The sequence below is a fragment of the Spongiibacter taiwanensis genome (assembly GCF_023702635.1).
In the GTDB taxonomy this organism is placed as follows: domain Bacteria; phylum Pseudomonadota; class Gammaproteobacteria; order Pseudomonadales; family Spongiibacteraceae; genus Spongiibacter; species Spongiibacter taiwanensis.
The window spans coordinates 305,718-321,280 of sequence record NZ_CP098455.1 but is presented as its reverse complement, the minus strand read 5'-3'; the positions used below and the strand labels follow the sequence as shown (position 1 = coordinate 321,280).

12 protein-coding genes and 1 tRNA gene are annotated in these 15,563 nt (G+C 57.6%); 10 read left to right on the top strand and 3 right to left on the bottom strand.

Features of this window, described 5'->3' with window-relative positions:
* Positions 1–3 precede the first annotated feature (3 nt).
* Together NCG89_RS01645 and NCG89_RS01640 are read left to right on the top strand one after the other, a co-directional pair.
* Entirely contained in the window at positions 4–2,403 is a 2,400-nt protein-coding gene (locus tag NCG89_RS01645; protein WP_251088034.1) for a CFI-box-CTERM domain-containing protein, read from the top strand.
* Positions 2,404–2,529: 126 nt separating this feature from the next.
* Positions 2,530–2,617 (top strand) — tRNA-Leu (locus NCG89_RS01640).
* Between the two features lie 131 nt (positions 2,618–2,748).
* On the opposite strand, the gene NCG89_RS01635 is transcribed toward NCG89_RS01640, so the two are convergent.
* The gene (locus NCG89_RS01635; RefSeq protein ID WP_251088033.1) at positions 2,749–3,501 is read right to left on the bottom strand and encodes an endonuclease/exonuclease/phosphatase family protein; all 753 of its coding nucleotides are present in this window, start codon (positions 3,499–3,501) and stop codon (positions 2,749–2,751) included.
* Between the two features lie 237 nt (positions 3,502–3,738).
* Between NCG89_RS01635 and NCG89_RS01630 the strand changes: the two genes are divergently transcribed.
* The 5 genes from NCG89_RS01630 (at position 3,739) to NCG89_RS01610 (ending at position 8,909) form a co-directional block, all read left to right on the top strand.
* Complete coding sequence (locus tag NCG89_RS01630; RefSeq protein ID WP_251088032.1) at positions 3,739–4,401, top strand: outer membrane beta-barrel protein; 663 nt, start codon at positions 3,739–3,741, stop codon at positions 4,399–4,401.
* A gap of 219 nt (positions 4,402–4,620) precedes the next feature.
* The gene (locus tag NCG89_RS01625) at positions 4,621–5,127 is read left to right on the top strand and encodes a (2Fe-2S)-binding protein (RefSeq protein WP_251088031.1); all 507 of its coding nucleotides are present in this window, start codon (positions 4,621–4,623) and stop codon (positions 5,125–5,127) included.
* Entirely contained in the window at positions 5,124–7,292 is a 2,169-nt protein-coding gene (locus NCG89_RS01620; RefSeq protein WP_251088030.1) for a xanthine dehydrogenase family protein molybdopterin-binding subunit, read from the top strand. The genes NCG89_RS01625 and NCG89_RS01620 overlap by 4 nt, the downstream gene beginning before the upstream one ends.
* Positions 7,293–7,373: 81 nt before the next feature.
* Entirely contained in the window at positions 7,374–8,459 is a 1,086-nt protein-coding gene (locus NCG89_RS01615; RefSeq protein ID WP_251088029.1) for an MBL fold metallo-hydrolase, read from the top strand.
* A 15-nt stretch (positions 8,460–8,474) separates the two neighbouring features.
* The gene (locus NCG89_RS01610; protein WP_251088028.1) at positions 8,475–8,909 is read left to right on the top strand and encodes an HIT family protein; all 435 of its coding nucleotides are present in this window, start codon (positions 8,475–8,477) and stop codon (positions 8,907–8,909) included.
* Here NCG89_RS01610 and NCG89_RS01605 read toward each other — a convergent pair.
* Positions 8,906–10,774 carry a cation:proton antiporter gene (locus tag NCG89_RS01605; RefSeq protein WP_251088027.1) on the bottom strand — a complete coding sequence of 623 codons (1,869 nt, stop codon included), beginning with the start codon at positions 10,772–10,774 and terminating at the stop codon, positions 8,906–8,908. The genes NCG89_RS01610 and NCG89_RS01605 overlap by 4 nt on opposite strands.
* Before the next feature lie 216 nt (positions 10,775–10,990).
* Here NCG89_RS01605 and NCG89_RS01600 point away from each other — a divergent pair, with 216 nt between their 5' ends.
* The gene (locus tag NCG89_RS01600; protein ID WP_251088026.1) at positions 10,991–12,595 is read left to right on the top strand and encodes a hypothetical protein; all 1,605 of its coding nucleotides are present in this window, start codon (positions 10,991–10,993) and stop codon (positions 12,593–12,595) included.
* 55 nt (positions 12,596–12,650) lie between these two features.
* Here NCG89_RS01600 and NCG89_RS01595 read toward each other — a convergent pair whose 3' ends face one another.
* A complete protein-coding gene (locus NCG89_RS01595; protein WP_251088025.1) occupies positions 12,651–12,911 on the bottom strand; it encodes a hypothetical protein in 261 nt (86 codons plus the stop codon).
* A gap of 125 nt (positions 12,912–13,036) precedes the next feature.
* Between NCG89_RS01595 and NCG89_RS01590 the strand changes: the two genes are divergently transcribed.
* Both NCG89_RS01590 and rdgC read left to right on the top strand, forming a co-directional pair.
* A complete protein-coding gene (locus NCG89_RS01590) occupies positions 13,037–14,023 on the top strand; it encodes a cation diffusion facilitator family transporter (protein WP_251088024.1) in 987 nt (328 codons plus the stop codon).
* 102 nt (positions 14,024–14,125) lie between these two features.
* The gene (gene rdgC, locus NCG89_RS01585; RefSeq protein WP_251088023.1) at positions 14,126–15,043 is read left to right on the top strand and encodes a recombination-associated protein RdgC; all 918 of its coding nucleotides are present in this window, start codon (positions 14,126–14,128) and stop codon (positions 15,041–15,043) included.
* Positions 15,044–15,563: the final 520 nt, after the last annotated feature.

Genomic DNA, 15,563 nt, shown 5'->3' with positions numbered 1-15,563 from the left:
TTAATGCGGCAGCAATGGACCAATAGCAAATCTCTTCGTTTTTTTGTGGTGGCGTTGATCGCCAGTGCCTTTCCAGCGATAAGTAACGCAGACAACGCTAAACAACGCTTCGCTGCTAACCACCCCGTTGAGTCGAAGATCAGCGCCCAGTTGCGGCGCCTGCTGCCAGAGCCTCAGGTCAGTAGCGATGCGTCCCCCAGAGCTGTACCGACGGCTGACCCCTTGTTTCATCAGCTCCGTGCCCGTGCTTCCTCCCGCACCGGCTTACCGGTGGAAATTCTGCTGTCTGACTCCCAAGGCTTCGAGAACTACCTGCAAGAACAAGGCTTACACGCTGAGTATCTGAGCAATGATGGCCGTTGGGCAGTGGTTGCCGTTACCGCCCCCGGGCAAATGACTACGTTGGCCCAATGGCCAGCGGTGATCAGCGTAAATTACGCGCCGCCGCCGATTACCCGGCGCGGCGCGGCGACAAGCAGGGCGCCCAAGGCATTGGCTGGCGATACCTTGTCCAGTCGTCTCGGTGTTGACGGGGCGGGACAAATTGTCGGCATTGTATCCGACAGTTTTGCCCATACCGGGTCGGTTCGCGACAGCAATACCAGTCCTGCCAAAGGTGCCTCTGGTGTTCTACAGGGTAGCAAGCCCCAGGATAGCGGCGACCTGCCCAGCCAGGTGGTGCTATTGAGCGATGATGTTGCCGGCACCGATGAAGGGGCGGCAATGGCAGAGCTGGTACACGATCTGGCGCCGGGCGCGGCGATCGCATTTCACAACGCGGGGCAAAACCGAAAGGCCATGGCCGATGGTATAGCGGCGCTTTGTGATGGCAACGCGACGGTTGTGGTTGACGATATTCTATTCCTGACCGAGTCGGTCTATCAGGATGACCTTCCGGCGATTGCCATTCAAAACTGTGTCGGCAAGGGCATCCCGTATTTTGCCGCCGCTGGCAACGATGCAGACGCGGGTTACCGTTATCTCTATAACGACGCTGTGCCGGGCACCGACGAGGCGGGAACCCAGTCTGCATTCCCAACGGGCAACGACTTACACAATTGGTCTCCTGACCAGGGGACGTTGGATCGCTTCTTGGGGATTACGTTGGAGCCCAACTCGAGTCTGTATGTTGTGCTGAACTGGAACCAGCCCAATGCCTCGGTGAACAGTAATAACGGCGCCCAAATCGACATGGATTTGTATGTGGTCACCGCGCCACAACTCGCCGCATTAAATCCCGCCTCAGCAGATTTTTATGCGCGTGGAAACAACCTTCAAGGCACTTCGGGCCGCCCGAGGGGCGACGCCAACGAGGTGGTACTGCTGGAAACCGGGAGTCAGGCTCAGACCTTCTTTATCGCGGTGGAACATTTTGACGGGAACCAGCAGAGCATTCCGCAAAATAGTTCGGTGCCAGTAGAGTTCCGCCTGTTTTTTACCGGCGATGGCGGCATTGCCGCGGCGGAATACGATTTCAACGGCCCCAGTATCTGGGGGCATGCCTGGTCAAACAGTACCGTTTCGGTGGGGGCGGTGCCTTGGTGGGAAGCACCCGCTTTTGTTCCCGGTTCCTACACAACGGTGAATATCGATCCGGAGGGTTTCTCCTCCCGTGGCGGCACAGTGACCTTCCAGTTTGATCGTCAAGGCAACTATGCTGGTAGCCCCCGGCAGGCACCGACGCTGGCATCGATTGACGGCAACAACACGACTTTTTTAGGTGTTGATTCAAACTTATTGCCCAATGAAGACGGCGAGCCGGATGGCTTTCCCAACTTTTTTGGTACCTCTGCGGCCGCGCCAAATGCCGCGGCAGTTTCCGCTTTGTTACTTGAGGCCTATCCCGGCGCTAGCGTATCCCAACTGATTCAGGCCTTGACCGATAGCGCAATCGACGTTGATGGTCGCCGTGCCGGTGCTGGGGACGACGATGTGACCGGGGCCGGGCTGGTGGATGCCGATGCCGCGGCGGTTCGCCTCGCAGCGCTACTGGCTGATGACGCCGGCGGCGATAGCGGCAATGGCGATACAGACAATGGCTCGGGCAGTGCCGCTGGTGGTTCATCCAGCGGTGGCAGCCGCAGTGGTGGCGGAGGCGGCGGTGGTTGCTTTATTGCCACGGCCGCCTACGGTAGCTACATGGCTGACGACGTCAGGGTATTGCGGGAGTTTCGAGATCGCGTGCTCTTACAGAGCCAGTGGGGCACGGCCTTTGTGAAGTATTACTATCGTTACTCCCCGGCAGTGGCTAATCAGATTGCCGCGAGCGACAGTCTCCGCGCGCTGACCCGGTGGACACTGACCCCGCTGGTGTACAGCGTCAAATATCCTCTGGCCGCGCTGATGTTGGGGCTGTTATTGATTGCATCCCTCGTGGGCAGAAAATGGCGGAGCGCGGCCTGAGAGCGTTGATTTATAACGCTCGCCTCAGTAGACTGCGGGTCGCTTTTCAGCGGCCTACCGCAGCTTTGCTCTTACGCCGAATTGGCATGCCTAGCTCGGCGAAGAAAAACTTCGCCAACCCTCCCTGCCCGGGTGGTGAAATCGGTAGACACAGGAGACTTAAAATCTCCCGACCGTTTAGGTCGTGCCGGTTCAAGTCCGGCCCCGGGCACCAATAAAATCAACTTATTCCCAAAGTTCTTCCCATGCTTGTCGACACGTGGCCCTAATCTGGTGGCCGCGCAGTAGCCGTTTGTGATCATCCGGAGTATTGCTGTTGCGCAAACGCAATGATGCCTTGTGTTTTCAGCTAACGAAGCTAACTACCAAGGGCATATGATCGCTTAAGCTTATCCAGTCTTCGTATCGGCCCACCTCGATATCGGCAGCGCCAAGTAAGTCTGCAGAAAGAAAGGCATAGTCGATATGGTAGGGATTTTCTTGCTTGCGGTGTAAGAACAGCGTTGGTTGTGATTCCTTCCCGGCATTTTCATTGCTGCAGTGGTGATAAAGGCTGCGGAGCCCCAGCCTTTCCAGTTCTGCCACCGTGTCCGAGTGGCTCCACCAGCGGTCTGGTTTGTCCCATCGGGTGTTGCTGTTGAAATCGCCAATAAGAATAGTGCGTTCCTTGCTCAGATTGCTGTGATGGATTTGAAGGTATTTCCAAAGCTGCCCCATGTAACCGAAGGCTTGATCTTCCTTGCCTTTCGTCCATACCGCCAGGGCGGTGATGGTGTGATTAACGGTAAACGGCAGAAATAGGCGTAGCTCATTAGTTTGCCAAGTGATACTTCGGCTGGCGCTTCTCAAGCCGGGGATTGTAAATTCACCATGCCAGTCTAATTTTTGCACTGTGTTACCGTTTCGCGGAAAAACCCCAAGCCCTTTGTTTTTCGATTCTCCCAGCCAAAGGTAGTCGCCAGCCCACTCTTTGTACCCAGCCGTTGATCGTGACGGGTCTTCGCATTCTTGGATGATAAGAAGGTCGGCGGCGAGTGGCGCGAGGGCATGGTATTTCTTTCTGAAAGCGCCGTTACAGTTCCACGTGATGATTTTCATTAGTGCTCCATTGTCATCCGCGTTTCAGGCCGATTTTGCCAAACTGGCACTAATTTACGGCAGAGCTGGAATTCTCCACCATCTAATCTAGATGCTGACAGTGGTTGATCATTTTAGCTACCGATGCATTTAGCACGCGGACGTTTACCCATGCTCGGCTTAAAAAACGCTGCACAGCTATTCAGCTAGAATTCAGTGTTCGAGGCCAATACTCCTCCAAAAACTGGAGGAATTCCCATGAAAAAAACAGTGTTGATGGCGTCTTTGGCAGCCTTGGCCGCATCGGTTCCGGCCCAGGCAAATCACTATGGGCGTGCTTACAATGCGTCACCCACCATGTATTTCTTCGGCGGTGTCAGCTCGTCGGATTACAACCTGTCTCGCGAAGATGTGCGTTTCAGTTTTGGCGATGGCTCGTTGCGCAGTATTGATCAAGACAATCAGTCTGTGGCCTGGGATGTTGGTGTGGGTTATCGAATAGGACCGGTGCTGTCGATGGAGTTTGGTTATGTTGATTTGGGGGAGTTTGCGGTAAGCGCCCAATCGGACGGCTCAGCAGCGGCGCTCAATGGTTATGCGCCGGGGCGGGTGGATATCGACGCAAGTACCGACGGGGTTTTTCTGGGGCTCAATGTCCATACACCCGACTCTGAGCCCGTCGGCCTGTTTCTTCGCGGAGGGATATACAGCTGGGAAGTAGAGGGCCAGGTGCAGGACAGTGCCCGCCGGGGGCGGTTTCTGGTTGATGGGGTGGATCCCTTTGTCGGTGCTGGAGTGCGGTTGGCGCTGGACAAACACATCCAGGTGCAGCTCGGCTATAACTACTACTTTGTTGATGATGACAGTGCACTGGATTTTGGTACGGGTGTGGTTGGCGCAGACCTGTTTTTCTACTTCTAAAGACGAAGGGCGGTGGCGGCCGCTGCGTTTGGCCGCCAGCCCCGTTTAATCTTCTCACTTCACCAGCGCGCATTGCCGGGCAATTTGCGCGATAATCCCGCTCTCATTACTGCCTGACGCACCGCCGTGTTGGGCGGCCATTGCGATAACAACAATTCAAAACCAGAACACCACCGACCTTTCGTGATCGGAAGCTGGTGCACAAATTAGGGGAGTGCGATGAGCGATATTGAAGTGCTTATTAATGGCAAAACCCACCAAATCAGCGTTGAGGACGGGACGCCCTTGCTTTGGGTGCTGCGTGAACAGCTGATGATGACCGGCACCAAATTCGGGTGTGGTCTGGGTCTGTGCGGCGCCTGCACCGTGCATCTTGACGGCAATCCGGTACGCAGTTGCAGTTATCCCGCCCAGCTCGCCAATGGTCGCAAAATTACGACTATTGAGGGCTTGGCGCCGAGTGACGATGAACTTCATCCGGTTCAGCAAGCCTGGCTGGAAATGAACACGCCGCAATGCGGGTACTGCCAGTCGGGCCAGATCATGTCGGCGGCGGCCCTGTTGGCCAGCAACCCTCAGCCCAATGACGGCGAAATCGATGCGGCCATGTCGGGTAATTTGTGCCGCTGTGGCACGTATCCGCGAATTCGCAAAGCCATTTACCATGCCGCCGCGCTGCTGGCGGTTGAGGCGGCACCGCTGGCAAGTGAAGAGGTGCAAAAATGAAAATGAAGCGGCGTCAGTTTCTGAAATCCACTGCCTTAGTGGGCGGTGGGTTCGCGGTGGGTTTTCATTTGAGTAGCTGCGAACAACCTCCGAATCCGGGCAGTGCCGATGAGCTGAGTCCCAACGCGTTTTTGCAGTTGAATAGCGCGGGCGAAATTGTGCTGCAATTGCACAAGTCTGAAATGGGGCAGGGGGTTTACACCGGTATGGCGACCCTCGCAGCAGAAGAACTGGGTATCAACCCTGCTGAACTCAAAATCGTGCAGGCGCAGTTTCATCCGGCCTACCGCGACCCGGAAATGCGGGCAATGGTGACCGGCGGAAGCACGTCTTTAAAAGGCGCATATCAGCCGCTCCGGGAAGCCGCGGCGGTGATGGGGGAGTTGCTGCGCCACGCGACCTCCTACCAGCTTGGGGTGCCGAAAGAGCGGGTATTTCTGCGCAATGGTCACGGCATTTATGAGGACCAAATGGTGAGTTTTGCGGAGCTGCTGCCGGTCGCTCGCAAACTTCCCCTTCCCGAACAGCCGCCGCTGAAGGCTAGCCGGGATTTTCGTTACATTGGCCAATTCGACCAGCGGTTGGACAACCGGGACAAAGTGACCGGTAAAGCCCAGTTTGGACTGGATGCTCAGTACCCCAACGCGCTTACGGCAGTGTTGCTGCGTTGTCCCCACTTTGGAGGCTCCCTGACCTCTTTCGACGCCGCCAAGGCGCGGGAGAAGTCGGGTGTGCACGCGATCTTTGAAATGGATGGTGCCATTGCGGTGGTCGCGACCTCCTACTGGCAGGCCCGGCAGGCGGCGAATCTGGTTGAGGCGGAGTGGGACAAGGGCCCGCTGGCGGGGTTGTCGAATGCAGAAATCAGTGACCGTCGACGTCAGCAACTGGACAGCGATGAACGCCGCACCGCCGAGGAGGTTGGTGAGGAAAACCAGTTTACCGGTGCGGTGTTTAGCGCAGAATATCAGGTGCCCTTGCTCGCCCACGGCACCATGGAGCCGATGAACGCATTGGCAGTGGTGAATGACCAAACCCTGGAAATCTGGTCTGGCAATCAAGCCCTGGAGATTGCCAGAAGTGCAGTTGCCGATGCAGTGGGTTTCCCGCGGGAACAGGTGGTGATCCACAACAGCATGCTTGGCGGTGGTTTCGGTCGGCGCCTCAACGCAGATTACCTGGTCGAGGCAGCAAAATTGGCCGTGCATTTGGCATCGCCGGTCAGGGTGGTGTGGAGTCGAGAAGATGACATCCGCCACGATTTTTATCGGCCGGGGGCGGCCGCGCGGCTGACGGCCAAAATAGACGATGGCCGATTAACGGGTGTGCATGCCGAAGTGGTTTGTCCGAGCCTGCTCAAGCACTTTGTGCCGACCGTTACTAACAGTCTGCTACCGGCGTGGACCCCGGATCGTCTGCACAGCCTGGTGGGTGGTCTGATCTCCGGATTTGACCCCACCGTCACCGAAGGGCTGGTGAAATACGGTTACCAATTTGGCTATACCAAAACCGACTTTATCGAGGAGGTTTCGCCGGTGCCGGTCGGATTCTGGCGCTCGGTCGGGCATTCTCACAATGCCTTCTTTATCGAAAGTTTTGTCGATGAACTGGCTCATGAATTCAAGCAGGACCCGGTGGCCTTTCGTCAGCGCCTGCTACCCACCCAGGGCCGCCACCAAACCGTGTTAAAGCTGGCGGCGGAAAAGGCCGGGTGGGGCAATCCCAAGGCGGGGCAGTTCCAGGGTGTGGCCTTACATGAGTCGTTCAATTCCATTGTGGCCCAGGTGGTGGATCTGTCGGTGGAGCACGGCCAGATTCGCGTCCACAAGGTGGTTTGTGTGGTGGACTGCGGGCTCGCGGTCAACCCGGATATTGTGCGCATGCAAATGGAGAGTGGCATTATTTTCGGGCTGACGGCGGCATTAAAAGGGCAGATCACCCTGCGAGACGGTGCGGTGCAACAAAGCAACTTTCACGACTACGAACTGTTGCGTCTGTTTGAATCGCCAGAAATTGATGTGGTAATTGTCGATAGTCACGACGCACCCACGGGGGTGGGTGAGCCCGGCGTGCCACCAATCGCGCCGGCCGTCGCCAACGCGGTCTTTGCGGCGACTGGACAACGTTTGCGAGCGCTGCCGCTAAGGCTTGCGCCGTCGGCGTAAGCCGGTGGCAGTCTCAGCCCAATCCGCCTAATATGGAATGTTTTCTGGGTACACATTGGCGACTTTGGGTTGAGGTCTAGCATGAATAAAATCCGCTATCCATTTGATGAAAAACCAATAAAAGGAGATTGGATAGCGGTTGCGCCAGGGGTTTACTGGTTGCAGATGGCGCTGCCAATGGCCCTGGATCACATCAATCTTTATGTCTTGGACTCGCCCTCAGGCTGGTGGATTGTCGATACCGGCATGAAGGTGGGTGATACGCGGGAATGCTGGGAGCAGCTGTTTGCCGGCCCGATGCAGGGCAAGCCGGTGGTGGGGGTCATTTGCACTCATATGCATCCGGATCATATCGGCCAGGCGGGTTGGCTGTGCGAACACTGGCGCGTGCCGCTGTATATGAGTTTTGGCGAATACCTCGCCGCCCGGGCCTTTGCCGAGGTGAAAGGCGGTAGTCTGTCCTGGACCACCGAGGAGTTTTACCTGCGCGCTGGCGTGCCCCAGGAGCATTTGACCGCCGCCGGCAAAAAATTCCGGGGTTTTAGTCATATCATCGAGCCGGTGCCGACCAGTTATCGCCGGCTTCGAGAGGGCGATCATCTGACCATTGGCGACCGTTGCTGGCAGGTCATCACCGGTAGCGGTCATTCGCCGGAGCATGTCTGTCTTTACAGTGCCAGTGACAAGCTTTTGCTTGCCGGGGATCAGATCATTCCCCGCATTACCTCCAATGTGAGCGTGATGCCAACGGAACCAGAGGGCAATCCCCTGGAGGACTGGCTGGCGTCACTGCGGAAATTCAAGCGCAGCATTGCCGAGGACACCTTGGTGCTGCCCGCGCACAATGCCCCGTTCTATGGAGTGAAGACCCGGCTGGAGGATTTGCTGGCGCACCACGAAGGGCATTTGGCGGCCATTGAGGAGGCCTGCGTTGAACCCAAACGGGCGATGGATTTATTAGGAGTGTTGTTCAGTCGCCGTCTGGCAGCATCGCAAATCAGCCTCGCGCTGGGTGAAGCGATCGCCCATCTAAACTACCTGATGATTGAGGGGCGGCTGCAGCGAACCCTCCACGAGGACGGCGTTTACCGGTATCAGAATTTGTACCCGGGCGCGCCGCGGTTTCGCGGGCAAATTGATCGCAGCGCGCCGCTGATGGAAGTATAGCGTGGGGGAGGTGTAGTGGTGGTGCAATCGGCCTGTGTCTTTTGCGACATTATCGCCGGCACTGGCCCGGCGGAAATTCTCTACCGGGATGCCCACAGCGTAAGCTTTCTGGATATTATGCCGTCGGCACCCGGGCATGCCTTGGTGGTGCCGGTAAACCATCACACCGACCTGTTCAGTCTGTCCGCGGAAGAGTTGGCGGCCATCGCTTGCCACAGTCAGTTTCTCGCCCGGCATATTATGGCTGCCTGTGGCGCAAAGGGCATGGGCGTTCATCAGCTTAACGGCGCGTTGGCCGGGCAGACCGTGTTCCACTACCACAACCACCTCATTCCCGCCTACCCGGGGGTGCGGCGGGGCTTGCATGGTCGCCAGCGCGCCAGCGCCGCCGCCTTGGCGGAAACGGCAGCGGCCATTCGCCAGCAAATCCTCGACCCCCAGTCGAATTAGGGCAGCGGTTTATTGGGCGCGGCCTCGCCGTTTTGTCGGTTTATTGCTTCCTGCCTGGGGGTAGGTTCTTGCTCCGGCTCCGAGCCTTTCGTGACTTCTGGCGGCACAAAACTGATGATGGTGTCGCCTTCCTGAAACTTCCTTTCATCCTGAGTTAGCCATTGCAGCTTGCCGTCGTCTCTTTTAACGGCCATGCGGATGCTGCCCTCGGCAAGATTCTGCAGAAATTGCTTTTCGGTGAAAGTATCGGTGATGGTGGTTTTGCGAAAGTGCCAGCCCCGGATCAGGCGTGTCCATAGCTCGGCATAGGAAACCCGTTCGCTAAAGGCGGTCACGCCGCGACGGGTTTCCGCCACGGTGCGCGCTTGGCGCTCGTCGCCGCTGTCGTAGGGCTGAAAGACCCGGTGGCGACCGAGGTGGGGAGCGTAATGGTTGCACACCATTGAGTTGTAATGGTTGTTCCCGGTAGCCGCCAGCACGGTATAGACATTGTCCAACGCCAGCGCCTCATCGGCCATGTCAGACAACACTTCGCCAAACCAGGTGTCCACGCCTTGCTGGCGGGCGTTTTGCAGGCGGCCCCATTCGCTGTCAGCAATGATCACGTCCTGCTTCATTTTTTTCATCACCAGGGCCAGCTCAACGCTCCAGGGCGAGGCGCCAACGATGAGCACCTTTCCTTTTCCCGGTGAGCGCAGCTTGAGGAATTTGGTTAAGGGGCCGAGGGAAAAACCGTGGGCGATAACGGTGGTGAAAATGATCATGAACACGGCCGGCACGAGATAGCGAGCGTCCTCAAAGCCGGCGTCTATCAACGCGGGCGCAAAGGCCCCCGCAGAGGCGGCCGCCACCACCCCGCGCGGTGCTATCCAGCCGACTAACAGGCGGTCTCGCCAGTCACAGCCGGTGCCGATGGTAGCCAGGAACACCGCCAAGGGCCGAACCACCAGCAGGAAGGCCGCGACCATGACCACCAGCGGCAGGTGAATGGTGCGAAGGTCCTCCAGGGTCAGCGAAGCGGTGAGCACCACAAACAGGAAGGACACCAGCACCAGGGTGATGTACTCCTTAAAGCGGCGCATTTCGTCCAGCGAGCGCAGGCGCATGTTGCCCATCACAATCCCCATCAGCGTGGTCGCCAGCAGGCCGGACTCATGCTGCACCAGGTCTGAAATGGCGTATACCGCCAACACTGAGGCGATGATGGAGGGGGCTTTCAGGTATTCGGGAATCCAGCCTCGACGGAACAGCGCGCCCAGGGTCCAGGCAACACCACCCCCTAATACCAGTGAGACGCCTGCGGCAAGACCGAGGCTGGCAAGAATATGACCGAAGGCCGGACCCTCACCGGAGTACAGCAAATACTGGTATACCAGCACCGCGAGCAAGACCCCGATAGGGTCATTGATGATGCCCTCCCATTTCAGGTAGGAGGCCGTGCGCCGATTCAGTTTGGCGTGTTTCAGGAGCGGCATAATCACCGTGGGGCCAGTGACCACCAGGATGGCGCCGAGCAGCGCCGCAATACCCCACTGGAGGCCACCGATATAGTGCGCCGCCAGGGTACCGATTCCCCACGCCAGTACCACGCCGATGGAGGTCAGCCGCCGGGTGACTTTGGCGGTTTCGCGCAGCTCGTGAAATTGCAGGTTGAGGCCGCCCTCAAACAAAATAATGGCAACGAACAGGGAGGTTACGGCTCTGAGGCCTTCACCAAACTCCTGTTGTGGTTGGAGCCAGCCGCTGATTGGCCCGAGTAGCAGGCCGCCGGCAGCAAGTAAGACGATGGCGGGCAGGCGAAAGCGCCAGGCAAGCCATTGGCAGAAAATTCCGGCTACCAACACGGCAGCCAAGCTGGTTGTCATAATGTCGTTATCCCTAAGTCGCCGAGCTTCAGCCTTTGAGTGTAGGACCTTTACAAGCTTTCCGAGCGCGCAAAAACGCCGCCATGCTTGCGCAAAGTTGGGACCTCGGTCAAGGGCTCCTGTTCGCTGATGCATTAGCATGCAATGCGCAATTTGGCGCAATTGGGTGTTACGGTTAGGAAGGGATAGATGGTTTTTGCTGCAAGGGAGTGGTCAATGGGATTTCTACAAAGATGGATTGTCGCGGCAGTCTTGTCAGGCCTGACCGCCTGCGCCAGTCAAACCGGGGAGCGGGAGTTTACCCTGGCGTCCGGCGAGCGGGTGCATTTTGCGGGGCAGATGGACGACGATGCCTTTGTGGAAGGGAAAGCCACGTTCTCTCCAGCCGACGCCTCGGCCGAATTGACCTCCTTCGAAGGGCACTTTGATGCTGCCGGATTTCCCGCAGCGGGCAGGATGGAGCAGGTCCTGCTCGGTACCGGTGGCGAATTGTTGACCCTGCATTTGATCGGTAACTTTGACGTTCACCATGAGAGGCTGACGATCGACTTTCTCGGTGAGTTCATCCTGCTCGACAGCCGCGGTCGCACCCTGGCCGAGGGCAGCGACAGTCGCTGGCAGGGGATGTATGCCGACGCCAACCCCTATCTCGCACCTGGCCAGCTTGGGTTGAACGGCGCTGTTACCTATCGCCAGCACCGCCGGGATTTGCCCCTGGCCGAGAGGCAGCTGGGGCTGATCGACATACAGCGGCCATTGCGCGGGCCATTTCTTGTTGCGGGTGCCTTCTACCAGGGGGCGCCTCAGGGTGAGATTCGCATTACGGCAGAAAATATCGGTGGCAAGGCGTATCTGACCGAGCACCAGTTTTTCAGTGATTATCTCCGCTATTTCTACTACGAACCGGGAAGCTTTAGCGCCATTGACCTGCTCGGTGACTGCGCTGACACACCGACGTTAACGGTGCCGATCAAGATCATGCAGGCCTTTGCCTACGACTGTGCTAACACCGTATTTCTGGCGGTGAGCCCGGAGTTTCGGGGAGCCCAGGTCGCGATTCATGCTGAGGATATTGATAACAGTGGTGCGGTTAAGCGGATTCAGGTTCGCCGCGGGGAGCGGCTGATCGATATGCAGGTTGATGGGCAAATGCTCTATGACGGCACCCTGATCCCGCAGGGTCAGGTGTTGGAGTTTTATCGAGGAGGGCTGCAATCCCTGCGCGATTACCATCAGGGCCAGCCGGTTGGCATTGGCATCAGCGTTGATGGTGATCAGGCACGTTACCGCCGTTACCACTGGCCTGAGGCGACCCTAACCTTGCCGCCCCCAACGTTGATGCCCGCCCTGTCGGCTCAGTACCGGCAACGCCAAGCCGCCGTGGCAGACCTGGTTGGCAAGCCTCGCGCGTCCAAGCGGGAGACCCTGGCCAGCGCAAATCAGTTGATCGATAACGCGACCTTGCCGGCAGAGGGCGAGCAGGTAGCTGGTTTGCGTGTTGACCTACAACGCTGGCAGCAAGACAGCCGGGCGAGGGTCACGGCCTGGGCCGACACGGCGGGGCGCAGCGAGGACGCGCTAAACGGTTTGCAGCGCAGTCTGACAACGGTATTGGATCAATGGTGGCAAACCAGTCACCAGCGCGTGGTTGCACAAGGACAGCAGGCCTGCGCAGCCCAGGGCAAAAGTCTGAGTATCCCGTCCTGGCAATGTGATGTGGCGCCGACGGCTGCCACAGAAGCACTCTGCGCCCAGTATTTGGGGGAGGAAACTTGTCAGCAAATGGCGCGGACGTTGGTCATGGGGGATCTGGGCGGCTAGCGGTCCATGCGGCAATAACCGACCGCAACGAAAGACGCTAAGGATAGGCTCCAGCTCAGTCGTCGCCGGGGCCGAGCAAGCGCGAAGAGTCGGTGGTGGTGCGAGTGAGCCCGGTAAACCGAGACAGGATTTGCTGAAACTCGTCTTGGCTGATATCCACCAGCTCCAGCACCCGCCCATACAGCATAATGGTGGGCACGTTGCGACCGCCAAGTTCTTGCTGGGTTTGCTGCAGGCAGTAAAGGATGGTGCGCTCCTTGCGGGTCAGTCCGTCGCGCACATCGGGGATGTTATCCCAGGGGCCAGAGTCATTCATTGCGGTTCTCGCGGGAGGAGGGTTTTTCAATCGGCGATGCGCGCTCGATTGTTTGTTCTGCCTGAAGCCTCGGCGTATGCTCCGATGTACTCTGCCAATCTGCAAGTTTGTTATGGATATTGCTAATGGGACATGGTCATTCCCACCATCACCATCACGATTACGGTGCTGACGGCGAGCAACGAATCGCCTGGGCATTTGCGCTCAACCTCGGCTTCACCATCATTGAGTTTATTGGCGGCGCGTTAACCAACAGCACCGCCATTATGGCCGATGCCGTCCACGACCTCGGTGACAGTTTGGCCATCGGCTTGGCGTGGGTGCTGCAACGGCTGGGTCGGCGCAGCGCCAGTGACAGCTTCACCTACGGCTACCGTCGATTATCCCTTTTGGGCGCCCTTATAAATGGTTTGATCTTGATTGGTGGCTCGGTATGGGTGCTGTCCACGGCGATCCCGCGTTTGTTTGACCCGGTCATGCCTGTGGCAGAGGGGATGTTAGCCTTGGCGGTGTTGGGGGTAGCGGTCAATGGATATGCTGCTTACCGCCTGAGTGAAGGCAAGAGCCTAAATGAAAGGGTGCTCAACTGGCATTTGATTGAGGATGTGCTCGGCTGGGTGGCTGTGCTGGTGGTGTCACTGGTGCTGATGGTGGTCGACTGGCCCATCCTGGACCCGCTGCTGTCGATCGCTTTCAGTGTGTTTATTTTGGTCAACGTGTGTCGCACCGTTTACCAAACCCTGCGGCTGTTTGTGCAGGCCGTTCCCGATCGCGAACTGCATCGTGAAATTCGCCAGCGCCTTGATGCATTGCCGGAGGTGGACAGTGCCCATCATGTCCACCTGTGGTCTCTCGACGGCGAACATCATGTGCTCACCGCCCATCTCAGTTTGAAACGCGCCCAGGACGCCGCCAGCCAGACCTTGTTCAAGGGGCGCATCGCTAGTGCGTTGGCAGATTTCAGTCTTGCGCATACCACCATCGAACTGGAGTTTCCGGATGAGGCGTGCCGGGATCAGTCGTCGGCGCATCGTCATCATCACGATGCCCCTGTCTGTGGGGACGAAGGCTCCCGGCTGGACTTGCATCCACCAACTGGCGCGACGAAGTGAACAACCTGGATTGCCGAAGATCAAGTCTGCTATCCCGATGCGATAGGGTTTAGAATGCCCGGCCCGTAAAGGGTCCCTTTGGCAACCAGGAATGCATTGTTCATGTGGTTTAAAAACCTGCTGATTTACCGTTTCACTCGTCCATTCGAAATGACTCCAGAGCAGATCCAGGAGAAGCTGGTCGCACGGGAGTTTGCGCCCTGCGGTAGCCAGGAGCTGTTTTCGCTGGGTTGGGTGAGACCGCTTGGGCAGCAGGGAAGCGAGCTGGTGCACGTGACCAATGGCTGCGTCATGGTGTGTGCTCAGCGTCAGGAAAAGGTGCTCCCCGCGGCGGTGGTCAAAGAAGCGCTGGAAGAAAAAGTGCAAATGCTGCGCGAAGACGAAGACCGCAATCCCGGCCGCAAAGAGCGCCTGGAAATGAAAGAAGAGCTGGTCTTTGAAATGTTGCCCAAAGCTTTTGCCAAGTCCCGTAAGCAATACGCCTATATCGACCCAACCAATGGCTGGCTGATTGTTGACAGCGCGACCCACAAACGAGCGGAAGAGCTCATGGTGCTGTTGCGGGAATGCCTGGGCAGTCTGCCGGTGATTCCGGTGGTCGCCAAAAACACCGTTCACCACAGTATGACGGACTGGCTGAAAACTCACGCTCCCGAGGGCTTTAGCTTGGGCGGGGAGTGCGAGTTGATCGACGCTGCTGATGAGAGCGCGGTGATTCGCTGCAAGAATCAGAATCTGGCCTCGCCGGAAATTCTCAGTCATGTGGAGGGCGGCATGTTTGTCAGCAAGCTGGCCATGCAATGGGGCGAGCGGCTGGAGTTTGTCCTCGATGACCAGCTCACAATCAAGCGCCTTCGCTTTGGTGATCTGATTATGGAAAAGGCCGACGATATCCACACGGACTCGGCGGCCGAGCAGTTCGATGTGGACTTTTCAATTATGAGCGCGGAGTTTGCGCAATTTATTCCCGCGATCCTTGGGGCACTGGGCGGCGAGGATCTGAGTGACGTTGATGGGTGAGGGCTGAATGGCGCTTATTTAAGCCGGTCAATCCCGCGACGGTGCACTGCTGTCCGGTATAGATTGAGTCGCAGCTTGCAACTTTACATCGTGGACGGAAACAGCATCTGCCGGGTGTGAGGCGTGATTTACGAAAGTCTGAATATACGACCGGCCGGAAGGGTTACCCCGAAATATCGTCATACCCGCGCACGTAGGTATCCAACATGCTGACGTAGCGGGGGTTTCTGGATGCCCGCGTTTGCGAGCATGACGAAATAGAAATTATTCCGAACAGTAGTGCACCTTCGCGAGAATGAGAATCTGGGCGATATCTGTCTAAAGTAAGTGCCATTGGGGGGGGAGGACTCAGATTGAGGCGCTATTGCCGGTGCGGCAGTGATCCATTGGTCGGGATTGATTCGCGCTGTCGCGCTTACCCCTTCGGGGCGCCTTCGCTGCGCTACGGCGTCTAAAACGCTATCGCGTTTAATGATCGAAACAGGTTATGGCCTGTTTCGCCCCTTCGGGCATGACAGAC

Excerpts from the sequence above, each read along its gene's own strand:
- rdgC (WP_251088023.1), top strand. The coding sequence starts at position 14,126 with ATGTGGTTTAAAAACCTGCTGATTTACCGTTTCACTCGTCCATTCGAA.
- NCG89_RS01590 (WP_251088024.1), top strand. The coding sequence starts at position 13,037 with ATGGGACATGGTCATTCCCACCATCACCATCACGATTACGGTGCTGAC.
- NCG89_RS01615 (WP_251088029.1), top strand. The coding sequence starts at position 7,374 with ATGAATAAAATCCGCTATCCATTTGATGAAAAACCAATAAAAGGAGAT.
- NCG89_RS01625 (WP_251088031.1), top strand. The coding sequence starts at position 4,621 with ATGAGCGATATTGAAGTGCTTATTAATGGCAAAACCCACCAAATCAGC.
- NCG89_RS01600 (WP_251088026.1), top strand. The coding sequence starts at position 10,991 with ATGGGATTTCTACAAAGATGGATTGTCGCGGCAGTCTTGTCAGGCCTG.
- NCG89_RS01595 (WP_251088025.1), bottom strand. The coding sequence starts at position 12,911 with ATGAATGACTCTGGCCCCTGGGATAACATCCCCGATGTGCGCGACGGA.
- NCG89_RS01635 (WP_251088033.1), bottom strand. The coding sequence starts at position 3,501 with ATGAAAATCATCACGTGGAACTGTAACGGCGCTTTCAGAAAGAAATAC.
- NCG89_RS01620 (WP_251088030.1), top strand. The coding sequence starts at position 5,124 with ATGAAAATGAAGCGGCGTCAGTTTCTGAAATCCACTGCCTTAGTGGGC.
- NCG89_RS01605 (WP_251088027.1), bottom strand. The coding sequence starts at position 10,774 with ATGACAACCAGCTTGGCTGCCGTGTTGGTAGCCGGAATTTTCTGCCAA.
- NCG89_RS01630 (WP_251088032.1), top strand. The coding sequence starts at position 3,739 with ATGAAAAAAACAGTGTTGATGGCGTCTTTGGCAGCCTTGGCCGCATCG.
- NCG89_RS01645 (WP_251088034.1), top strand. The coding sequence starts at position 4 with ATGCGGCAGCAATGGACCAATAGCAAATCTCTTCGTTTTTTTGTGGTG.